General features: G+C 60.8%; 17 protein-coding genes and 2 pseudogenes. 7 read left to right on the top strand and 12 right to left on the bottom strand.

Annotated elements, in window-relative coordinates; genetic code table 11:
- Window positions 1–4: 4 nt before the first annotated feature.
- From R4P95_RS02620 to R4P95_RS02600, 5 genes and pseudogenes are all read left to right on the top strand, one after another.
- A pseudogene (locus tag R4P95_RS02620) lies at window positions 5–97 on the top strand (acetyl-CoA acetyltransferase); the annotation flags it as partial.
- A gap of 179 nt (window positions 98–276) precedes the next feature.
- The gene (locus R4P95_RS02615; RefSeq protein ID WP_317743506.1) at window positions 277–1116 is read left to right on the top strand and encodes an enoyl-CoA hydratase/isomerase family protein; all 840 of its coding nucleotides are present in this window, start codon (window positions 277–279) and stop codon (window positions 1114–1116) included.
- Complete coding sequence (locus tag R4P95_RS02610; protein ID WP_317743505.1) at window positions 1113–2273, top strand: acyl-CoA dehydrogenase family protein; 1161 nt, start codon at window positions 1113–1115, stop codon at window positions 2271–2273. Before R4P95_RS02615 ends, R4P95_RS02610 begins: the two co-directional genes overlap by 4 nt.
- Window positions 2270–3382, top strand: a complete 1113-nt coding sequence (locus R4P95_RS02605; RefSeq protein ID WP_317743504.1) for an acyl-CoA dehydrogenase family protein — start codon at window positions 2270–2272, stop codon at window positions 3380–3382. Before R4P95_RS02610 ends, R4P95_RS02605 begins: the two co-directional genes overlap by 4 nt.
- A 620-nt stretch (window positions 3383–4002) precedes the next feature.
- Window positions 4003–4389, top strand: a complete 387-nt coding sequence (locus R4P95_RS02600; RefSeq protein ID WP_317743503.1) for an LLM class flavin-dependent oxidoreductase — start codon at window positions 4003–4005, stop codon at window positions 4387–4389.
- Window positions 4390–4939: 550 nt separating this feature from the next.
- Here R4P95_RS02600 and R4P95_RS02595 read toward each other — a convergent pair.
- The 9 genes and pseudogenes from R4P95_RS02595 to R4P95_RS02555 all read right to left on the bottom strand — a co-directional run bounded on the left by R4P95_RS02595 (window position 4940) and on the right by R4P95_RS02555 (window position 15436).
- Window positions 4940–6220 (bottom strand): MFS transporter, encoded by a 1281-nt coding sequence (locus R4P95_RS02595; protein ID WP_317743502.1) that lies wholly within the window; start codon window positions 6218–6220, stop codon window positions 4940–4942.
- A gap of 77 nt (window positions 6221–6297) precedes the next feature.
- Window positions 6298–7132, bottom strand: a pseudogene (locus R4P95_RS02590) (mycofactocin-coupled SDR family oxidoreductase).
- Window positions 7129–8244, bottom strand: a complete 1116-nt coding sequence (locus R4P95_RS02585; RefSeq protein WP_317753815.1) for a zinc-binding dehydrogenase — start codon at window positions 8242–8244, stop codon at window positions 7129–7131. The pseudogene R4P95_RS02590 and the gene R4P95_RS02585 overlap by 4 nt, the downstream one beginning before the upstream one ends.
- A complete protein-coding gene (locus R4P95_RS02580; RefSeq protein WP_317743500.1) occupies window positions 8241–9104 on the bottom strand; it encodes an alpha/beta hydrolase fold domain-containing protein in 864 nt (287 codons plus the stop codon). Before R4P95_RS02580 ends, R4P95_RS02585 begins: the two co-directional genes overlap by 4 nt.
- Before the next feature lie 47 nt (window positions 9105–9151).
- Window positions 9152–9895, bottom strand: a complete 744-nt coding sequence (locus R4P95_RS02575; RefSeq protein ID WP_317743499.1) for an SDR family oxidoreductase — start codon at window positions 9893–9895, stop codon at window positions 9152–9154.
- On the bottom strand, window positions 9892–10881 hold the full coding sequence (locus R4P95_RS02570) for a cyclase family protein (protein WP_317743498.1): 990 nt from the start codon (window positions 10879–10881) through the stop codon (window positions 9892–9894). The genes R4P95_RS02575 and R4P95_RS02570 overlap by 4 nt, the downstream gene beginning before the upstream one ends.
- Complete coding sequence (locus R4P95_RS02565; protein WP_317743497.1) at window positions 10878–12680, bottom strand: NAD(P)/FAD-dependent oxidoreductase; 1803 nt, start codon at window positions 12678–12680, stop codon at window positions 10878–10880. Before R4P95_RS02565 ends, R4P95_RS02570 begins: the two co-directional genes overlap by 4 nt.
- 187 nt (window positions 12681–12867) lie before the next feature.
- On the bottom strand, window positions 12868–14433 hold the full coding sequence (locus tag R4P95_RS02560; protein WP_317743496.1) for an NAD(P)/FAD-dependent oxidoreductase: 1566 nt from the start codon (window positions 14431–14433) through the stop codon (window positions 12868–12870).
- 256 nt (window positions 14434–14689) lie between these two features.
- The gene (locus R4P95_RS02555; RefSeq protein WP_317743495.1) at window positions 14690–15436 is read right to left on the bottom strand and encodes an SDR family NAD(P)-dependent oxidoreductase; all 747 of its coding nucleotides are present in this window, start codon (window positions 15434–15436) and stop codon (window positions 14690–14692) included.
- A 185-nt stretch (window positions 15437–15621) separates the two neighbouring features.
- Between R4P95_RS02555 and R4P95_RS02550 the strand changes: the two genes are divergently transcribed.
- Window positions 15622–16497, top strand: a complete 876-nt coding sequence (locus R4P95_RS02550; RefSeq protein ID WP_317743494.1) for a helix-turn-helix domain-containing protein — start codon at window positions 15622–15624, stop codon at window positions 16495–16497.
- 121 nt (window positions 16498–16618) lie between these two features.
- Here the strand turns inward: R4P95_RS02550 and R4P95_RS33495 are convergent, their stop codons facing one another.
- The 3 genes from R4P95_RS33495 to R4P95_RS02540 all read right to left on the bottom strand — a co-directional run bounded on the left by R4P95_RS33495 (window position 16619) and on the right by R4P95_RS02540 (window position 19681).
- A complete protein-coding gene (locus tag R4P95_RS33495; RefSeq protein WP_397517674.1) occupies window positions 16619–16816 on the bottom strand; it encodes a hypothetical protein in 198 nt (65 codons plus the stop codon).
- A 605-nt stretch (window positions 16817–17421) separates the two neighbouring features.
- Window positions 17422–17628, bottom strand: a complete 207-nt coding sequence (locus R4P95_RS02545; protein ID WP_317743493.1) for a hypothetical protein — start codon at window positions 17626–17628, stop codon at window positions 17422–17424.
- 586 nt (window positions 17629–18214) lie between these two features.
- Window positions 18215–19681, bottom strand: a complete 1467-nt coding sequence (locus tag R4P95_RS02540) for a class I adenylate-forming enzyme family protein (protein WP_317743492.1) — start codon at window positions 19679–19681, stop codon at window positions 18215–18217.
- A 262-nt stretch (window positions 19682–19943) separates the two neighbouring features.
- On the opposite strand from R4P95_RS02540, the gene R4P95_RS02535 reads away from it, so the two are divergent.
- On the top strand, window positions 19944–20780 hold the full coding sequence (locus tag R4P95_RS02535) for a mycofactocin-coupled SDR family oxidoreductase (RefSeq protein WP_317743491.1): 837 nt from the start codon (window positions 19944–19946) through the stop codon (window positions 20778–20780).
- The last annotated feature ends 13 nt before the right edge of the window (window positions 20781–20793 follow it).

Here is a 20793-nt window from a genome sequence, read left to right as displayed (position 1 = left end):
GGTTTCTTTGCAATGGCACGACAAGCAGTTCGGTCTCGAGACCATGTGTGTCGGTGGCGGGCAGGGGATGACCATGATCCTGGAGCGCCTGAAGTAAGCATGAAGACGCATTCGGCGTGTTCCGAGTTCACCCGCACAGCGCAGCAAACTAATGCGCGCGGCGATCACACCCGCGGCCATGGGCGCTCGTGCACGGCGCGTCGTAACATTCGGTATAATAGGTTATCTATATAACATCTGGTTGTCGGTCGCTCGATACCGACGGGAAGAGGCGACATGAAGTCTGTCGATTGGGCGAACCGGTTCGATACGCTTTCGGTGAGCGAAGTCGGCGCGGTGCGCATCGTAAAGATGAACCGCCCTGACGAAAGGAATGCCGCCGACGCTGTGATGCATCGCGAACTAGCCGATATCTGGGCGGTTCTTGCCGAGGATCCTGGCTGCAATGCAGTCATTCTCACGGGTGCTGGACGGGCCTTCAGTGCGGGTGGCGACCTTCCACGCATGGTTGCCACGCAGCAGGACCAATCGATTCAAGACGAGGTCTTCGCCGAGGCTCGCCGAACCGTCCTGGGCATGGTGGATCTGCCGCAGCCGTTAATCGCAGCTGTCAACGGCCCGGCCGTCGGTCTCGGCGCCAGTTTGGTTTCGCTGTGCGACATGGCCATCGCGTCGGATCGCGCGTTCCTGGCGGACCCTCACCTCGGTATCGGATTGGTTCCGGCCGACGGCGCGGCGCTGCTGTGGCCGACGATGATGGGGCCGATGCGAGCGAAACGGTACGTTTTCACCGGTGAACGAATTCCAGCAGACGAGGCGGTCCGACTTGGCCTGCTCAACGAAGTGGTTCCGCCCGATCAGGTGATGCCTGCGGCGTTGGAGCTGGCAACGAAGTTGTGCGAGATCCCGGCCGTGGCTCTGCGCGACACGAAGCGCTTGATGAGCGCTCATGCTACGCGCGCACTGCGAGATGTGTTGGACGACGCTCTGTCCCGAGAGCGGGTCAGCGTCAATTCGGCCGACCATCTATTGCTCACGCGGAAACTGGTCGGCACAAATTCACAGGTCGACACGCGTAGATCCGCACGGGACATCGCACCGGAAGGTCTTCGATGAAAACCACCTTTGCCACCCCGGTGGCCGAGCTTCCAGCAGGTGCAGACGAGTTGCGTTCGGAAGTACGTGACTTCCTCGCTGCGGAGCGGTCTGCCGGATCGTTCACCCCGCAAGTCGATTCATGGATCGCAGGCTGGGACCCTGAGTTCAGTCGCAAGCTCGGGGCACGCGGGTGGCTCGGCATGACCGTGCCTGAGCACTTCGGCGGCCAAGGGCGGTCCTTCCTGGAACGGTATGTCGTCACCGAGGAGCTCTTGGCCGCCGGTGCACCCGTAGCCGCGCACTGGGTTGCCGACAGGCAGGTAGGACCATCGTTGATGCGGCACGGGTCCGATTACCAGAGGCACCGGTATCTCCCCGGAATCGCGAGAGGAGAGACCTATTTCGCGATCGGGATGAGCGAGCCGGAAGCTGGTTCGGATCTGGCCGGTGTGCGCACCCGCGCCACCAGAGTCGACGGCGGTTGGTCGATCAGCGGCACCAAGGTCTGGACGTCCGGCGCACACCACTGTGCCGCATTCTTCGTTCTGGCTCGCAGCGAGCCGCTCGACACCTCGCTCCGACACGCGGGACTTAGCCAGTTCATCGTTGACCTCAATTCTGAAGGTATCGACATACGGCCGATCCGACTGTTGACCGGACATCATCACTTCAACGAGGTCGTCCTCGACAAGGTTTTCGTCCCTGACGAGCTGGTCCTCGGTGCGCCGGGAGACGGGTGGAAGCAAGTTACGTCCGAGTTGGCCGTCGAACGCTCCGGTCCCGAACGCATCCTGTCGAGCATGCCCCTCTTCACGGACTTCGTGAGAACAGTTCGCAGCAACGGGTCCGATACCGAAAAGACGGGAGAGATCGGCAGAATGATCGCGCGGGCGGTAACGCTCCGCCAGATGTCGTTGTCCGTTGCGGGCGATCTCACGGCCGGACGTGATGTGGATGTGGAAGCGGCGCTTGTGAAGGTGCTGGGAACGAGTTTCGAGGGGGATGTCGTGGACACAGTATCGCGCCTGTCCGACGTTGCGGTCGATCCGGAGTCTGCCGACGAGGTGGTCGCGCGGGTCGCCGAGGGTCTGCTGCACGCGCCCGGGTTCACCCTTCGCGGCGGCACGTCGGAGATCCTCCGCGGCGTCATTGCAAAAGGATTGGGGCTTCGATGACCGGAAAGATTGCCACGTACGTGTTACCGGACGAGGAAGACGTCCTAGCCGTCGACGAACTGACCAGATCCATTGTGTCGGGCCCAGCCGACGCGGTGTTGGACATTCAGCGACTTGCACCCGAGTTCGACGCGGCGCTGTGGTCCACGCTCTCCGACTCCGGACTCACTCTGATGAGTACGCCGGAAACCTCGGGAGGCAGCGGAGCGGGGATCGTCGAATCGGCGACGGTCGTTCGGGTCGCGGCGGAACATGCAGTGGCACTACCTCTGGCCGAATGTGACCTGTTGGCGGCGTGGCTCCTCACGACGGCGGGTCGAGCAGTGCCGGCGCATCCGCAGAGCGCAGGGACGGGCCCGGTGACGGTAGGCCCGTCGTACAACGGGAATCGACGGGTGTCCGGTGCGTGTGACCGGGTGCCGTGGGCACGCGATGTCGAGTCGGTGGTGGTTCTCGGTGAGACGTCCGATGAGGAGTCGGTCGTGTTGTCGGTACCCATCGCACAGGCAACGGTGTTGCCAGGTCGCAACCTGGCACACGAGCCGCGTGACCGAATCGTATTCGACATCGAGGTGCCGGACGATGCCGTGACACCGGTTCCCGAGCGTACTGCCGCCGAATGGATGTACCGAGGTGCGCTCGCACGTTCGGTGCAACTGCTCGGCGTTCTCGAGACCGCGCTCGACCTGTCGGTCGAACACGTGACCGAGCGATCGCAGTTCGGACGGTCGCTGGCAAAGTTTCAGGCGGTCCAGATTCTGGTAGCCGATGCTGCAGGTGAGGTGGCGGCCACCTCGGCCGCCTGCACTGCTGCGGTGCAGCGGGCGGCCATGCACGGATTCGACTCGCCCGCTACTGAATTTGCGATAGCAGTTGCCAAGGCGCAAGCTTCACGAGCGGCCACCGCCGTGACGAGAAATGCACACCAGGTCCACGGCGCCATCGGATTCACACTCGACCACCGGCTTCGGCACTTCTCTTTGCGTGCGCGGGCGTGGCAGAGTGAATTCGGCGATGCTCGGTACTGGGAGCAACAGTTGGGTGCGCTCGCGCTCGATTCCGGTGGCGCCGATCCGTGGGCGATGCTCTCGTCCGGGATCGACGGCTGACGACATCTCCGCTGCTCGTCGGCACTGCGTCAACGAGCAGCGGAGATGTCGGGATAGCAAGTCTCATGAGCGATCAGCCCCCAACGACGTCGACCTGTCCCCGGTGACGAATGCAGGCGAACTCTTTACTTTACACCGTATTTGCGATACGGACTTGGGTCGGTCGAGTCGGGGCGGACGGGCCGATCGTATCGAAGCAAACGCGCACTCCGATCGTCGAACGCAGGTCGATTTGGTTGTAGCCGAACATGTACGAAAGGTGAGGCAATGCCACTGCGAGGCGTAGCCATCGTTGGGATATACGCGACGGAGCAGGGGCGACAACTTCCGCACCGCACCGCCCCTGACCTCGCGCAGGAGGCGTGTTCGGGGCGATTACCGACGCGGGGCCCGCGCCGGGCGACGTCGACGGGGTTGCTGCCGATTTGCCAGGTCCCGGCAGGCGGCAACCTTGTCGAATGCGGGCCGGACTCCGTGTTCATCGACATGAGGGTAGGGTGCAGCTTCGCTCCGTCGTCTGCGAGGAGGGGTCGTCTCGTACTTATGTTCGCGCCCTCCGGTCGAGCGTCCGACTCGACTGGGGTCGCACGGGGAACCACCGTCGGTGAGAGCGCTGTTCCGTGAGGACGGGGCTGTACTTCGACCTACGCAATCCGCTGCGGTGGGCTGTCGACCCGGCGCGGCTGGATGCGTTCACTCTCGAACTGTGCGAAGAGGCCGACCGGCTCGGTATCGACTCGTTGTGGTTCACCGAGCATCATAAGTTCGACGACGGATATTTGACGCAACCCATGACCTTCGCGTCCGCTGTCGCGGCCAGCACGAGCCGCGCTTGCATCGGCACAGCCGTGGTGGTGGCGCCCCTTCACAACCCCGTCCGACTAGCGGAGGGAGCCGCCCTCGTCGATCTGGTGTCGGGTGGCCGTCTGGGCCTGGATTGGGGCGCGGGCTTTCGGATTCCGGAGTACGAGCTGTACGTCGAGTCCATCGATCGCCGCCGGGCATGATGTTGCGCCGACCAGAATGGCCCGGGGGATAAAGGGCTGGGTCTCGGATGGTCCGGACTCGGATTGGCCGCGAACACTCCGGCTACCAATTGGATTCGTACCGCCGCTACATTTCGCAACTCCGGCGCCACTTGATTGCAGATCGCGAGCACGTTCGCCCGTGCTCGCTCCTACGACATGCCGCCGAGCGACGCCCAGCAGTACACCGTCTCGACCGACGCCCCGGCCGTGTACTTGCGACCCTTGTCGGTGACATCCGCGGGCGGCCCGTAAGAAGAAGTGATCGAGACTGTTACCGCGGTCTCGCCGTCGCACCCCAGGTCATACCGTTCTGGTCAGTCTGCAGCTGCCTCTCGATCGTCGGCAGACGGGCATTGTGAGCGATTTGAGCGGAGCGAACGCCGCGACCCAGATGGCAAGGACCGCGAAGGTTTCGTGACGGTTGGTGTGCAGCTTGCGCTCTGCATTCCACGACGACGCACGCCGCCGCAGTAAGGCAAGGGTGGTAGAGCGTTGTCGGGGTAAGTGGCCCACCTTCAGGCACCAGTAGTCATGACGACGCGCTTTCGGTTCGCATCGGATTGTTGTCCGAGCTGTCCACAGTCTTCTCGGAATCACGAGAGTATCTGTATGGGCCCATGCCGATCAGACAGACAATGGCAACGATCAGCATCCCGACGAGTGGTGCGATTCCGGCGGCGTAGGAGCCTGTCGTGCTGTAAATGCGAGCAAGCAACATGACGCCGAAGGCTGCCCCCAGGGTGTAGACGAACGTTGCGAATCCGAAAACACGACCATAGGAATGCTTGGGAAAGTATCGGCTCGAAAGATATGCATTGAGGTCGGTTTCGGCGCCGAGCACCACCCCGATAAGCACAGCACCGATCAGCAGCGGCGCGGAAGCATACGATGAAATCAGTAGCGCGACTCCTATGGCGCCAAGAATGAAGAAAAAAGAACCGACAAAGGGCGCGAAGATTTTGTCGAAGAGATACCCAGTCAGAAGACGGGCGAAAATCGATGAGAAGTTGATGATAGACAAAGCGAGAATGGCCAAACCCTGGTCGATACCTTTGTCGGTAGTCATCGGAACTACCTGGGACATCAATCCGAAGCTGGCCGCCGATACCAGAAAACTGATCGCGCTGAGCAACCACAGTTGGCGGGTGCCGCGTGCAATGTGTAGTAGCGACTGACCGCCGACTCGTCCTTCCGAACGTGCTCGCTCACGTTCGTCGTCGTATTCGTCGGGCATGCGGGTGATGAAAAAGTAGATCGCGGTCGGTATGGCCGCGCACATGGCGCCGATAACTATGAAGGTGGAGCGCCAGCCCGCAAGCGACTCGATCCATGCTGCCAACGGTGGCATCAGCACACCGCACGCACCTAGACCTGCCATCAGGATCCCCAGGGCCAATCCCCGACGGTCGACGAACCATGCACTGACGACTGCGGCGTGGGCGACCGGCGCGAGTGCGCCGGCGCACAAACCGATCAGAATGCAGAACAGGTAAAAGATGTTCTCGTTGTTCGGCATCGCTGCCATAGCCATCAGCCCGAGACCGAAACCGACGGCCATCGGGATTGCAGGCCGTCTGGGACCGAGGCGGTCGATCATTGCACCGAGTGCTACCACGCTGAGGCCGACCAAGATCGTTTCGATGGAGAAGCCGGTACTGATGACGCTTCGTTCCCAGCCGAACTCTTCTGCCATGGGCGTTCCCAGCACGTTGAACAATGCGTTTACCGTGTTGGATCCGAAGATGAGCGCTACAGAACCCGTGGCGACGTACCACCAGCGGTTTAGTCGAGGTGGCGACCCGAGTGTCATTTGTTGCACCCGACAGCTGTGTCGATGATTAGCATCTCTTTTGACTTTCTGTTGAGGAGGCAGCAGGAGATGGACGTTCAAACAATGGTGTTGCCCGAGTCCACGGGAAGAGCTACGCCTGTGATAGTTCGTGACAAGGACGACGCAAGGAAGAGCACCGCGTTCGAAACGTCCTCAGGTTCTGCAAACTTCAGGTGAGTGCAGTACTTGTTTGAAGCTGTCGACAAATGACGGATTGGCGGCCAGAGTCTCTTCGCCCTTCGGCGGCATCGCACCCATCGGCGTATTGACCACCCATGGGTGAATGGAGTTGACTCGGATGTCGTGCGGTCCGAGTTCGAGTGCCGCAGCCTTGGCGAGGCCTGTGACCCCGTACTTCGAGGCGGCATAGGCGATCATGCCCGGCATGGCTTTCAACCCGGTCGCGGAGCTTGTAATGATGATGGAGCCCCCGTTGCCTGCCTCGACCATGATCGGAGCGGACGCTTTCAGCGTGTTGTAGACCCCGGTGAGATTGACACCGATGGTGTCGTGCCACGGATCGTCCGCGGAGGTGTCGAGCAGTCCCGACCACATGTTGATTCCAGCGTTGGCGATCACGATGTCCAGGCTGCCGAGTGTGGTGCTGCCTGTTCGAACGAATTCAGCTAATGAGTCCAGATCTCGTACATCGATTTCGGCGGCAATGGCGGGACGTCCCAGCTCTTCGACCAGGTGGACGGTTTCTCGGAGTTCTTCGGGGGTAGAGGAGGCGTAGGTTACGGAGCCGACGGGCTTGCATATGTCCAAAGCCAATATCGATGCGCCGTGGCGGGCGAGTGTGGTCGCATGGCTGCGGCCTTGGCCGCGAGCAGCGCCCGTGATCAAGGCGACCTTGCCGTCCAGAAGGTCGCTTCGGGACTTCGATGTCATTGTATTCGGCCTCGTTCCGTGCTCGGTTGCGGTTGGACCACCGTTTTGATTGCGATGCCGGATCCTGCGGTCGCGATTGCGTCCTGGACACGGTCGATTGGGAATCTGTGGGTCACGAATTCGCTGAGTCCGAAGACGGAGTCGTGTTCGCCTGCAAGTTCCATTGCGCGGCCGTAAACTTCGACCGGACAACCCAAAGATCCAACGATTCTCAGTTCTCGGTTGTTCACGAGTACAGGATCGAATGGCGTTGTCACCGAGCCTGAATAAAGCCCGAGGATGAGCAAACGACCGCGCTTTGCCAGTAGAGGCAATGCCTCGTCGAATGCGGTGATGTGACCTGCTGCCTCGATGACCACATCGACGCCTCTTCCGTTGGTCGCTGTCATCAGATGTTCGTGACGATCAGCGCGGTCCGTTGTGGGCAGAACGAGGACGTCGGTTGCGCCGAGCTGTAGAGCCGCGTCCGCTCGTGTTCCGGGGTCGCCGATCACGAAGATCTCCTGTGCACCCGCAAGTCGGCACAGCATGGTTGCTGCGAGCCCCACCGGACCGTTTCCTTGAATACACACCGTCGCGCCGGTTATGGGACCTAGATTGCGCAGTCCACCCAGTGCTGTGGGAAGCGCGCATCCGAAAGCGATCACAGCGTCGGAGTTGGTCGAATCCGGTATCCGGAAGAAGGGTGTAGTGGACGAGAGCGTCGCGAAATCTTGATACGACGCCGAGGATGCGCGTCCAACGGATTGAGGCCAGTCCATACGCTCGCAAAGGGCTGTGGACGCCCCTGCAACGCAATGGATGCATTCGCCGCACGGTGTAGGAGGTGACCAGAAGATTCGATCGCCCAGGGCGATCGGTGTTCCCGACCGGTCGGCCGTGATGTCGCTGCCGACGTCGACAACCGTACCGATTCCCTCGTGACCGAAATACACTGGCCTCGCGTCAGCTGCCGGTATGTCGCCGGCGAGACGGTGTACGTCGCTTCCGCACACACCGGCATGTGTTGTCGCGACGATGATCTGACGTGCTTCAGGTGCGGCGACGTCGCGCTCGATGCATTCCAGATCGATACCAGGTCCGTGGAAGACAACCGAGCGACCCCGCCTCATGAACCGATTCCGGCCGACGCGTGGCGCTGCGTCGCCATGGACAAGAATTCCTCGACCGCTGACAGTGACGACTTCACGACAGCCGAATCGGGCTCTTTTGTGATGTGCCAGTCGTGCGGTTGGTCTGATAGTTCGCGGAACCACACGCGGACGCCGCTGGACAGGGCGCGCGCTGCGAGTTGACGTGCGTCGTCACGGAGTACTTCGGTGCTGCTGGTTTCGATGAAGATCGGCGGTTGGCCATGCCAGTCGCCCAATCCGGGCGACAACGTCTTCTCGGTCACGTCGAGGCCGGGACAATAAGCGTCGATTGCGTCTCGCGCGGCGCGAGCCGAGAACAGCTCGTCCAACGGCCCGCATTCGTCGAAGCTTTCGTTGACGATGCGCAGGTCCAGCCATGGCGACAGCAGAATCGTGCCGGAGTGCAGTGCACGAACCGGTTCGGACAGCGTCAGGGCTACTGCTGCTGCGAGCCCCCCTCCCGCCGAATCGCCTGACAGAACGAACGCGCCCATCGATTGCGACGCCCATACGGCTGCTGCTCGTGCGGCAGCGAACGCCGCAGGGTAGGGGTGTTCGGGAGCCAGGGGATAGTCGACGTTCAGGATGCGCGTGTTCGTGTTGTGAGCGAGATGGCTCAGGAATGGCGTCCATGCGGCCGCTGACCCCAGGCGGAATCCGCCGCCGTGCAGATGCACCAGCGTTTGGTGTGTCCCGGTCGTCGGGGGTTCGATCAGCAGAGCCGAAAAGTCAACTTGTTCTACAGGTGTGACGGTCGTTCCTCGTGCGAGCGGTGCCGCTGCCATGGCGGCAATTGCCTTGCGGCGTTCGACGAGTTCGGGATCAGCGAGAAAGGTCATCGACGTCTCCGTTTGGCGGTCATGAGGTTCCAATTTGTGACAGGTGGCTAGTACTTGGTGAGCCCGCCGTCTGCTGCGATGGAATTACCGGTGATGAAGCGGGCGTCGTCGGACACCAGGAAGCTGATCAGTCGAGCGATCTCTTCTGGTTCGGCGCGGCGATCGATCACACCGGGTGTGGCGCGAACGGAGGACCCGGGTTTGCCGGCCGCAACGTCGAGCATCGGGGTGTTGACCATCCCCGGCATCACCGATGTGCACCGCACCCCCGCGTCGGCCATTTGGTGCGCGATTGCCCGGGTGAGCGCGTTCACCCCTCCCTTGCTCGAGGGATATGCGGTGCTCGACAATCCCATGACGGCTGCGGCCGAAGAAACGTTGACGATTGCGCCCTGGCTGGCGACCAGCTCGGGCAGAGCGTATTTGCACATCAGGAACGTGCCGCGGAGGTTCACGTTGAGCACGCGGTCGAACGTTGCCGTCGATACGTCGAGTATCCCCGAGTCCTCGGCGAGAGTGATCGCGGCGCTGTTGACCACTGCATCCAGCCTGCCGAACGCTTTCACAGTGTGGGTGATCGCGTTCTCGACCTGCGCTTCATCGGAGACGTCGACGCGAAGCGCGAGGTGCTCGGTATCGTATCGTCCTGGGAGTACAGCAGGCTGGTCAATGACGTTGACATCGAACATAGCTACCCGCCAACCGCTTTCCGCCAGTTGACTGCTCGTGGCAAGACCGATACCCGACCCTGCGCCGGTGACGATGGCGCACTTGCGCGAGGTCGCAGTCATTTCAGTGCCACAGGATTGATCGGAGAACCGACGCCGCCGGAGATCCGCAACGGCGGGGCCACAACCTGGAACTCGTAGCGACCGTCCTCGGCGCAGTCCGCCGCGAGTGCTGTGAGATCCCAGAATTCCCCGAAGGACAGTCCCATTTCGCGCAGACACAACAGGTGCATCGGGAGCATGTTGCCGGCAATTCCGGACGCGACATCTTCGACACCACTGTTGTCCGCGGCCACTGCTGCCACCCGTCGGTCTCGGAACCATTCGGCCGTTCGCCAGTCCAGTCCCGCGGACGGGGCCCTGTCGCCCGTGCGGGTGAACTTGGTGACCCAGCCGGTATGCACAAGAACGACATCCCCTTCGCGAACTTCCACGTTCTGGGAGTTCGCTGCCCGCTCCAATTCCTCTGCGGTGATCGGATCCCCGTGCGGCACCGCTGTATCGGCACCGCGGAGGCGTACTATGTCGAGTAAGACTGCACGAGAGGTGATTCCTCGTACACCGACTTTGTCGATGCCGCATCGGTAAGCACCGACGCTGCTGACTGTGTCTGCTGGGAAGCCGTTGTAGAGCTTGTCGTCGTAGTATGCGTGTGCCAGCGCATCCCACTGCGTTGCCGACTGTGTGTGCATGATGATCATGTCGTCGGTGAATCTCAGAATGTCCGAGCCCATGAACGCGCCGTATTCCTGTGCCAGGCCGTTGGTCTCCCACGACGGGAAAGTTTCGGTCACAGCGTTTCGATCGCCGCCGTCGATGGTCATCACGTGCAGGGGATTTCGACGGAACAGCAGGTCACCCTGCGGCCCGGTGGGCGAAAAATCCATTCCCAGTTGGAAGACAGAGCCTTTGGTAACCAAACGTGCGCTGTCACACACGATTTCGGGCGTGATGAAGTTCAACGTGCCGATCTCGTCGTCGCTGCCCCACCTGCCCCAGTTCCGAACTCTGTCCGCCATCTCGTAGAACTCGTCCATGGACAACGTCATTCCACCAATCCATCGAGCTCTGCGGCGATCTGCAGAGCGAGAAATTTGCCGTACCGTCGTACTTCGATCACTCCACCGCCGGCGTACCAGAGGTGTGGGAAGCCGGAGGGTTGAAAGATCAATCCGCGCTCGTTGCGGGTCTCGTCGATTCCATAGAACGCACCCGTGCTGTCGACCACCGCGTCACCGAGGAACTTCCGCGAGCTCTCCCGCATGTCGAGGAAGCCGGTGGCAAGAACGACAAGATCAGCAGCCAACTCGGTCCCATCACTCAGCACCACTCCGTTTCGCGTGAAGCGGTCGAGCCCGACGCCTGATCTGACGGCGATTTTGCCGTCGATGATCAGTTGAGAAGCGCCGACATCGACGTAGTAGCCACCCGGACCACCGGGCCGGCAACCGAAGGACATGAGCCCGGATCTTTCACCGGTCCTCCGATCGCCCATGCACGTGGAGAATCCCGCAGCTTCCAGACCGTCGAGCATGTCTCTGTCTTCGTCAGCGATTGCGGCCGTCTGAGATTCGGCCATCTGCAACAGAAGCGGCCACGGGATCGAATTCGACTGCAGATCAGCGTAATCCAAAGGGAGCGAGTCTTCGCTGTATGCGGATTCGAAGAGGATCTTGTTTCCGCGGTCGCGGCTCAGCACATACGTCGGTCCGCGCTGCACCATCGTCACGTGAGCGCCACCGTAATGGAAGTCCTCGGCGACGTCATGTGCACTGGTGCCGGCTCCGACGACTACGACGTTACGGTCCTGCCAGCCTTGACCGGTGCGGTGCTCGCTGGAATGGATGACAGTGCCCGAAAATTCTTCGCGTCCTGGAATGCCCGGCACCCAGGGGACCGAGGACGTACCGGTCGCGACGACGAAGTGGCGAGGCCGCAGTGTTCGCTCGCCGGCGTCGGATCGAGTCACGACTGTCCACGCAGAGGCATCTCGGTCGTAATCGGCGGAAACCACCTCGGTGCCGTTCCACACGTTCAGTTCCATCGCCTCGGCATACGTTTCGAGCCAGTTGGCGAACTTGCGAGCCGGTGTGTACACGGGCCAGCTGTCAGGGAAAGGAAAGTGTGGGAGGTGGTCACTATAGACGGGCGCGTGCAGGACAAGCGATTCGTATCGGTCGCGCCAGACGTCGCCCACACGCTCGCTTTTCTCCACCACGAGAGTATCGACGCCCATCAGCCCGAGCGTCGCCGCCAACCCCAAACCGTTCTGCGCGCCTCCAATGATCAACACCTCGGGATCGGTGCGCTCGAAGCTCGTCGAGTCCGCACGGCGGTGGTGCCATGGCGTTTCTGTGGCATGTCCACTCGGGCGTGGACGACGATGACGAACGGCGAGTGGGCGGTTGTTGAGTTCGGCGCCTTCGGTCAGCACAGTCCACGCGCGCCATGACCCGTCTGAGTCCTCGATCAGACGCGCGTGGCCACGTCCACGAACCGTACCTGTTTCGAGGTGGAAGAATCCCTCGATCCATGATGTGCCCGGCTCGGGTGTGGTGTGCGACGGTGCGACAATATCGTCGAGAGTGATCTTCGCGATCGCTTGTGGGCTCGAGAACACAAAACTCGTGATGTCGGCGGTCCCGTGATGGCTGGACATCTGCCAATCGAGAGCAACCATGTCCCTCCACCACGCGTTCGGAGCGAGCACGTCGGAGAGTTCGCCTGCGTCACGGTTCAAAAGCGCTTTCGTGAACGTGTCGAGCCACGTGGTGAAAATCGTCATCGCTGCGGTGGCGTCAACCTCGGCCGTGTTCGATCGGCCTGCTACTTCTTCGGTAACGGTCATGATGTCACTGAGTCCTTTGTGGAATGGGGTGTCAAGGGATGCACGAATCAGAGGCCAGATGTGGGGTTCGCGCGCAGATCCATGTTGTTGAGGACACGGGTAGCGCGCAATGAACGCGTGACGTCGACGATTGTTTCGATCATGCGTCGAACAGCAAACAAAGACAGGACCGCCAACGCTGCCCATTTCATTGCACTACCTCCACGCGCGTCTGTGTTCTGAGCTTCTCGAATGGTTCCGGTTGCATTTGTGGCGGGCGATTGTCGTTCGATCTTCCTAGTCTGAACGAAAAGCGCCATAGCGGCCACCGCAGTAGTTTGGTGAGTATCGCGTAGACAATGACTCCTTCGGGCCATTGTGTCGATATACGACCGGACTTGCTGCGGTAGTAGTTGTTCTCGAAGTGAAATGTCGTCCCCTCGAGACGTCGTTGAATAGCGCGGTCGTAGAGATCCTGTGCGAGCGGCCGAATCTCGACCGCGGAGGCACGCCGCCGGTGCGCCGCTTCGATAGCACTGACCACGTACTTCACCTGCAGCTCCAGGTTGGTCACGATCGTTCCACCGTTAGTGTTCGGCCCGTAGAGCATGAAAAAATTGGGTACATCCTTTGCCATTATCCCAAGGAAAGCTGTCTCTTCACCCCTCCACAGATCATGCAGCGAAATCCCATTTCGGCCGATCACGTCGTAGGTCGTGAGAAAGTCAGCTTTGAAGCCGGTGGCAAAGACGATTGCGTCCACATCGTGTTGCTCGCCGTCGGAGTCGATCAAACCCGTTCGAACGATTCCCTTCACCGCCCGCGGAACCAACTTCACATTTTGTTTCAGCAGTGCTGGATAGAACCCATCGGAGATGACAGGCCGCTTACCCGCGAAGGGATGTGTGGGAGTGACCGCCTCGACTAGGTCCGGTCGATCGCCCAGAACCCGATCGATGTGCGCAAGTGCCCCTAGACGCGCCGCGGTGTTGACGGCCGTCCCTTCGCGCCACAGTGCCCCACCGATTTGGTCGCGTTCGCGCAGCAAGACGAACTTCGTCCGTAGGAACCTCTGTGCAAAACTGGAATTGAGGGCCCAACGCTCGGTGGGCGTGTACTCACGGGAGTGCTTGGGGACGATCCATCCAGGTTCACGTTGAAAGGTGAGGACTTCTCCCGCGATGTCTGCGAGCGCCGGGACAAGCTGAGCCGCTGTAGATCCGGACCCGACAACGGCGACTCGTCGACCGGTCAGATCGATGTCGTGATTCCATTGCGCCGCGTGGAAAACGGGGCCTTGAAAGTCCTCGAGACCCTCCCAATCGGGGATTTTCGGATCGCCGAGGAGTCCGACAGCACTGATGACGTGAGTGGCACGTAAAAGTATGCGATCATCGGACCAGACCGCGTACTCCTGCCGGTATTCGTCCCACACGACACGATCGACGGTAGTGCCGAAGCACATATCCTCCGCCAGGTCGTATGTGTCGATGACAGCTTCTAGGTACTCCTGCAGTTCCGACTGACGGACGTGGGTTCGGGTCCAATTCCACGGCATCCACGAAAAGGAATACAGAACAGACGGGGTGTCGACTTCAGCGCCGGGGTAGGAGTTGTGCCACCACGTCCCTCCCGGCCCGTCCGCTCTCTCGAGGATTGTGATTCGGGAGAAACCCGCCTCTTTTAGCTTCACGGCGGCCCCGATACCGCCGAAGCCGGCGCCGATGATGGCAACTGATGGCTGTCGCCGACGAGATGGCTTGGTGCGTAACAAGTTCGATCCTCCTGAGAGCGTGTGCCAGTTTCATTCAACGGCGACGCAGTAAATCTGAGATGCTCGGCCGTTCGTATAGTCGAACGCTGTGTCCTTATATTGGAATCTTAGGCGAGATCTGGATCACAGGCAAGGTCTTTGGTGGTTCTACTTCGATCTGAAAATTTCGCTACTAGCGGTTCGACCGGACGAAACCGATTCATGGCGAGGTCAGTGTCTCGGTCGTAAACGCCAGGGCGAGCGCCTGCAGATGAGCTCAGAGTTCCTGTAGTGAGTGTTTGACGCTGGCCCCACCGTCGACGACGAGCACCTGTCCCGTGATGTACGACGCCGCGTCCGATGCGAGAAACGCTGCTGCAGAGCCTACTTCGGTAGGATCGCCGCGCCGCTTCATCGGGATTGCGGCCACCAGTTGTGCGTCGGCCGCCCGGGAGGCGGTTGCGATCGCGCCGGGTGCCACTGCGTTGACTCTGATGCCATGCCGGGCGTTTTCGACTGCAAGTGTCTTGACCAGGCTGATCAATCCAGCTTTGGCTGCGCCGTAGGCGCCGTGTCGTGTGGATGCTGTCAGCCCGCTGACGGAGGCGATTGCGACGATGGCACCGCTGTTCATGATCGAAATTGCTTCTTGCGCCACTATCCGTTGTTGGTGGAGGTTCAGGTCGAACGCGAGGTTCCATTCGTCATCGGAGGTCTCCCGGGAAAGCGACCAACTCGATCCCCCGACGACGTTGACCAGCGCGTCGAGACGCGAGTACGAGTCGACGAGTTGGGTGAGGACCTTTCTGACCGATTCCCTTTTCATGACGTCGACCACGTGAGCTGACGCCGATCCCCCCAATGCCACGACATGGTCGACCGTGGCTTTCGCTGATGCTGGGTCGCGATCGAGGCACGCGATGTGGGTACCCGCCTGTATCAGGGCGGTTGCACAGCCCTGACCGATATCCGGGCCCGTTCCTACCACCGCAGCTACTCGGCTCACTTCGTGCGCACTGGACATTTTTCCTCCGAAACGGTGATGGTGAAGGATGGCTGCACATTGACCGAGCGAAGTCGGCAACCAAGGGACTGCTGCTGCACAGCGGATGCAATGTTCGAATAATCGAACGAGATGCTCTACTATACGAATATAGGATTACGGGAATCGAGCGTCAACGTTCGGCGAAAGATAACTGAGGAGGATGGGTGTCCAATCCGACCCACAGGGTTGTGGCAGTGCTCAATTGCCTCGCCCAGCGCCCGGGCAGAAGCTTGACCTTGTCCGATCTCGCGCGGGAGACCGGTATCAGTAAATCCACTTTGCATCCCTTGGCCGAGACGCTGTTGAACTCAGGTTACCTGTTGCGCGACAGCGACAGACGTCTGCACCTCGGGCCGGCATTGACAGGACTCGGTGAGGCAGCGTTGGGGGAGCGGGGTCACCTGGTGAGCTCGCTTCGTGCACTCATGAACGAGATTGCAGACGAACTGAACGCCCATTGCATCCTGACGGCTCAACTGGGCGAATGGGTGGTACCGCTGGCTGCCGCCGGCGAGCCTTCTCGGGTGACGACTCTGTTCCGCGTCGGTGAACGCACGCAGCCGTTCGCTCCGCCGCTCGGAGTGCTGTTCTTGTTCGGTCGTTCCATGGGCGAACTGCAGGAATGGCTGGGGCGAGCCTATCCGGAGCCTGACAGCAGAGAAGTTGACATGGTGATGGCCGCGCTGGAACTTCTGCGTTCACGGGGAGTGGCGGCGGCGGCTCGTTCTGGAACGAAGGCGCTAGCCGAAGGGATGATCTTCCGAGAGAATCGCAAGCACAGCGAGACTCCGGATCCGGAGTCCTTTCAGGAATGGATGACCGAACTCAGACGGGAACAGTATCTTATCGTCGATTTCTCCGATCCGACCCCTCGTGAGGTGGAATGGATTGGTACACCCCTGCTCAACCGAGCCGGGCGGGTCGATCTTGCCCTCTGCGCAGTCAATTTCCCGAAGCCATTGAGCGGTGAGGAGGTGCTCGAGATCGGCGGGTATCTGCGAACGAGGGCGGCTTCCGTTCCAGGAGTTCGCTTGACATGAGTCCGTGACACATCAGACCGGACGAATCGATCCTTCCTGGGCCACCGTGGCGGCCGGAATGGTCGAACAGGCGTCCATATGTCAAGGGTTTCGCTCCGAAGGCGCTGGGGGAGCCTGGTCATCAAAGCCAGTCGTCCATTCGAGGCGGGCGATGGAACCGGACTGCGGGATCGAGTGACGCAACTTGAAATCCATCGTGGATCGGTGAGATTCCGTGCGGAACGAAAGCGACAGAAAAAAGCGACAGGTTCCTGACACACGCAAGGACACAGCTGTGGAGAATTGGACCTCCGGTAGCGGTGCTGCGGTGCGAGAACAGAACTGCGCCTCAGAACCTTCCCCGTTGGAGTCGGTTCTGGACAGACATACGTTGATCGGATGAATGTCCCTCGAGCCCCGAGCGGAGTAGAAACCCGGGGCCGTTGTCTGGTGCACGACGCCTTGTTTCCGTCAGCGTGAGAACCCTGTCGGACGCCGGCACTCGGGGCGGATCGTAACGATGGTCAGGCCCGGTTTCGGCTGAGCCGAACAAACCATAGTTCTGGCTATATCGGCCGAATTTCTTCAATGCTCGCCCCGCAACAGTCGTATGGCAAGGAGCACGACCGTGGTCGTCGACACTGGATCGCGACGCGTGAGGGTGCCCAAAGCGGGAGAATTGGTAGCAGGCCAGCTCAGACGTCAGATCGTGACTGGCGAGCTGCAGCCCGGAGATCCGCCTTCCTAGCGAGGCATCGTCATTAGAGCATTCGGGGTGTCTCCGCCGACGCTCCGCGAGGCGTTCAGAATCCTTGAGAGCGAGTCGATCATCAGGGCTCTTCGGGGAGCCCACGGCGGTGCTCGAGTTCTCGCTCTCAGCGCCGAGGTCGCTGCAAACTTCACCGGGCTGCTGCTGCAGTACCAGGGCACGCCGCTGGTGGACGTCTACCGTGCGCGCACGTCGATCGAAGTGTCCGGCAGGCGGAGGTGGACAAGGGCGCTGATCTCGTCGGTGACGCCGTCCAATTCGCACGGTGGACGCGCGCGCACAGCACGATCGTCGAACTGGGCGACAACAAGGCGCTCACCGTAATCGCGAGCATGCTTTATTACATAATTTCCAGGCATAACGAGCAGTTCGTTGCTGCCCACGAGCCCGACCGTGAACGGCCCGCGCATCGGGCAGCGCACCGGGCGTACAGCAAACTCGTGACACTGCTGCGTGAGAGCGATGTATCTGCAGCCCAGGCGTTGTGCGCACGCACTTCGACGGCGTTGAGAAGTGCATGGTCGGAAGCTCCGAAGCAACGCTCGTTGAGATTCTGTCGTGACTAAAAGCTCATGAGTCAGATCACGCCTCTCTCGGACAGTGATACTAGGTCGGCGGGGGTATAACGGGCGACGGTGTATCACCCCGTCGCGCGTGCAGTGATCCAGATTCGGTGGAACATGCGAGGCTTCGATCGGCGTTTTCGAGATTGAGAACGGCCTCCGGGCAAGGTCGATTGGGTCAGCGTCCGGGTTTTGGAGTTCGTCGATTCATTCTGCGGCCGACTGTATTGCGAAAGTCGCGCCCAGGGTGTCGAGGACGAAGTCCATGTGCGCTATGAGCGCGACACCGAAGCGAAGCGCTCACGCATGACATCTCCTGGTCTCGAATGTTGGTTTTGCTGGTCCGGCATAGGCAATGAGCTCTGTGTGTTCTGTCCGAACGCGGGCATCAGAGCTGATTGCCCGATCAAGGATTTTCGATCGGAACAGCGGTGAGCCGAGCTCTCTGAAGCTTCCCCGTGTTAGTACGGGGAATCGCATCGACAATCCGAATTTCGCTAGGGACCTTGTACGAGGCAAGGCGTTCTGATGCGGCATCGCGCAAACGGTCCATATCGATCTGCTCGGACGTGACGATGTACCCGACAACGCGCTGCCCGGTTCGTTCGTCGGACTCCGCGACGACTGCGGCATCGAGTACTGCGGGGTGGCGGAGTAGTTCGGTCTCGACTTCGACGGGCGCGACCTGGAAGCCGGACACCTTGATCATGTCCTTCTTGCGGTCGACGATCCATACCCGGCCGGTACTGTCGATCCTTGCGATGTCGCCGGTTCGAAACCATCCGTCCTCGCTGAAGGGAGACTCTGCCGGAGCGGCGACGTCATCGGTCGCGAGCGTGTAACCGGTCGCTACGCTCGGACCGCGTACCTCGAGTTCGTTGTCGTCTCCGAGTCTGAGCTCGGTTCCCTCCGTAGCGAATCCGGGGGAGTCGAGACTCCATCGGGAAGGGTCGTCCACCGGGTTGAAGGTGACCATCATGGCTTCGGTCATGCCGTACGAACACAGAAAACCCACGCCTGTCGCATCGGTTATCCGTCGGGCCAGTTCCGCGGGGACGGGGCTGCCACCCCACATGAAGAATCGCAGCGCCGGAAAGTCGTCGACGGACAGGTCTCCTCGGCGGGACAGCCGATGTGCGACCGAACCTGCCAGCGGCCAGACGGTGACATTGCCGGTACGAAGTTGACCGATGCACTCGTCGAAATCGAAGCGTTCGAACAGTGTCACTCGCGCACCGACTTTCAGTGCGGCCGAGAGCATGGTTGTGCCGAAGATGTGGCACAGCGGAATCGATACTTGCAGGTGATCGTCCGGCCCGAGCTCGGTGTGGCGGATCAGCTGATCTATTGCACCGTCGACACTACCCACCGTGTGAATTACGCCCTTGGGGAATCCTGTTGTCCCCGAGGAGAACGGGATGAACAGTTCCGAAGTCGGACCGAGCCGGGAATCCCCGTCCTCCGCCGGTTCACTCTCGTTGGACCGAACGATGTCGGCAGTCTGGATGATCGATGAGCCGTCGAGAGAGTGCCGGCCGTGATCGGCGTCGACAATCGACACCCGGACGTTCGCGGCTTCGAGCGCATGCCGTGTTTCGTGGACAGTCCAACTCGGGTTCGGCGTAACAAACGTGGCGCCAAGGCGTGCGATGGCGAACTGACAGACCACATAGGTTGGTGTGCTCTCCAACAGAAGCGCAACGCGGTCACCCGGCTTCACTCCGAGGCGCCTGAGAGCGTTGGTTGCTTCGACGATCGACGTCTCGAGTCGCCCGTATGTCCAGGTTTCGTTCCGGAACTCGAGGGCGACGCGCTCGGGGCATTTGCGCGCCTGCGCTTGGACGATGGATGCGTATTCGGTCGACGAACTCACCTCGAGGATCCTCCACGGGTACTGGGATGCAGGTTACCAATCATCATCGTTCCTTCCGCTGTAAGGCCGACAAAAGTGCGCGAGCGGTGGTTGTCCGGCGGGACACGCCGCCTCGAAACGGACGGGTCGGGCAACAACTCTTGTTGACAACGCTCTTACAGTACAATAGGTAAACTGATTACAGAAGACGCAGGCAAGTCGCGGTCGATATTGCAGCTGCACCTTGTCGGTTACACGGACGATCGACATCATCGAGGGAAACATGGCGGGTAGGTTCGACGGCAAGGTTGTTGCGATTTCCGGGGCGGCAATCGGACAAGGGCGCAATCACGCGATCCGATTCGCGGCGGAGGGGGCGTGCCTCGTGCTCTTCGATGTGTGCTCCCCGATTCCGGAGGCGTCACACGAGATCGGAACCGAGCACGATTTGGATCGCACGGCAGAATCTTGTCGCGTCTTGGGTGCGAACGTTCTGACACAAAAGGTCGACGTTCGGGTGTGGGAAGACGTCCGGTCGGTGTTCGACGCCGCAATGCAGCAATTCGGACGCATCGACACCGTGGTCTCGAACGCCGGAGTCACCTCGGTCGGCCCGAAGGTGTGGGACATCGAAGAGGACACTTTTCGTGCCGTCGTCGACGTCAATCTCGTGGGGTCGTGGCACGTATTGAAAGCAGCGGCGGGACATATGCGAATTGGGGATGGTGCCGGGTCCATTGTCCTCATCGGTTCGGGTGCGTCCTTGAAGGGGCTTCCGAACGTCGGTGCGTACGTCGCGGCGAAACATGCTCTGGTGGGCCTGATGCGGTCCTCGGCCCGTGAACTGGCGTCCGACGGCATCCGCGTCAATCTCGTTGCTCCGGGCAACGTCAAGACCTCGATGTTGCTCAACGAAGGAATGTTCCGGGTGTTCGCCCCTGACCTTGACCAACCGAACGAACTCGATTTCGTCGAGCGTGCGAGATCGGTCAGCCCGATGGGGATACCCTTCGTAGACTGCGACGACATCACGGAAGCCGTGATGTTCCTGTCATCGGACACGGCTCGCTACATCACCGGCGCCGTTCTGCCGGTGGACGGAGGCTCGGCTATCCCGTAGAGTTCTCGCTCGG

Source organism: Rhodococcus sp. IEGM 27 (genome assembly GCF_033142305.1).
Classification (GTDB): domain Bacteria; phylum Actinomycetota; class Actinomycetes; order Mycobacteriales; family Mycobacteriaceae; genus Rhodococcus_F; species Rhodococcus_F oxybenzonivorans.
Note: the sequence above shows the minus strand (reverse complement) of the source record. Positions and strands in the feature narration are given on the sequence as shown.

What these genes read in the sequence shown, in the direction of transcription:
- R4P95_RS02580 (WP_317743500.1), bottom strand. Translation starts at nt 9,104, where the DNA reads ATGACCTTTCTCGCTGATCCCGAACTCGTCGAACGCCGCAAGGCAATT.
- R4P95_RS02535 (WP_317743491.1), top strand. Translation starts at nt 19,944, where the DNA reads ATGGCGGGTAGGTTCGACGGCAAGGTTGTTGCGATTTCCGGGGCGGCA.
- R4P95_RS02585 (WP_317753815.1), bottom strand. Translation starts at nt 8,244, where the DNA reads ATGAGGCGGGGTCGCTCGGTTGTCTTCCACGGACCTGGTATCGATCTG.
- R4P95_RS02610 (WP_317743505.1), top strand. Translation starts at nt 1,113, where the DNA reads ATGAAAACCACCTTTGCCACCCCGGTGGCCGAGCTTCCAGCAGGTGCA.
- R4P95_RS02595 (WP_317743502.1), bottom strand. Translation starts at nt 6,220, where the DNA reads ATGACACTCGGGTCGCCACCTCGACTAAACCGCTGGTGGTACGTCGCC.
- R4P95_RS02615 (WP_317743506.1), top strand. Translation starts at nt 277, where the DNA reads ATGAAGTCTGTCGATTGGGCGAACCGGTTCGATACGCTTTCGGTGAGC.
- R4P95_RS02570 (WP_317743498.1), bottom strand. Translation starts at nt 10,881, where the DNA reads ATGACGTTGTCCATGGACGAGTTCTACGAGATGGCGGACAGAGTTCGG.
- R4P95_RS02555 (WP_317743495.1), bottom strand. Translation starts at nt 15,436, where the DNA reads ATGTCCAGTGCGCACGAAGTGAGCCGAGTAGCTGCGGTGGTAGGAACG.
- R4P95_RS02605 (WP_317743504.1), top strand. Translation starts at nt 2,270, where the DNA reads ATGACCGGAAAGATTGCCACGTACGTGTTACCGGACGAGGAAGACGTC.
- R4P95_RS02575 (WP_317743499.1), bottom strand. Translation starts at nt 9,895, where the DNA reads ATGACTGCGACCTCGCGCAAGTGCGCCATCGTCACCGGCGCAGGGTCG.
- R4P95_RS02565 (WP_317743497.1), bottom strand. Translation starts at nt 12,680, where the DNA reads ATGACCGTTACCGAAGAAGTAGCAGGCCGATCGAACACGGCCGAGGTT.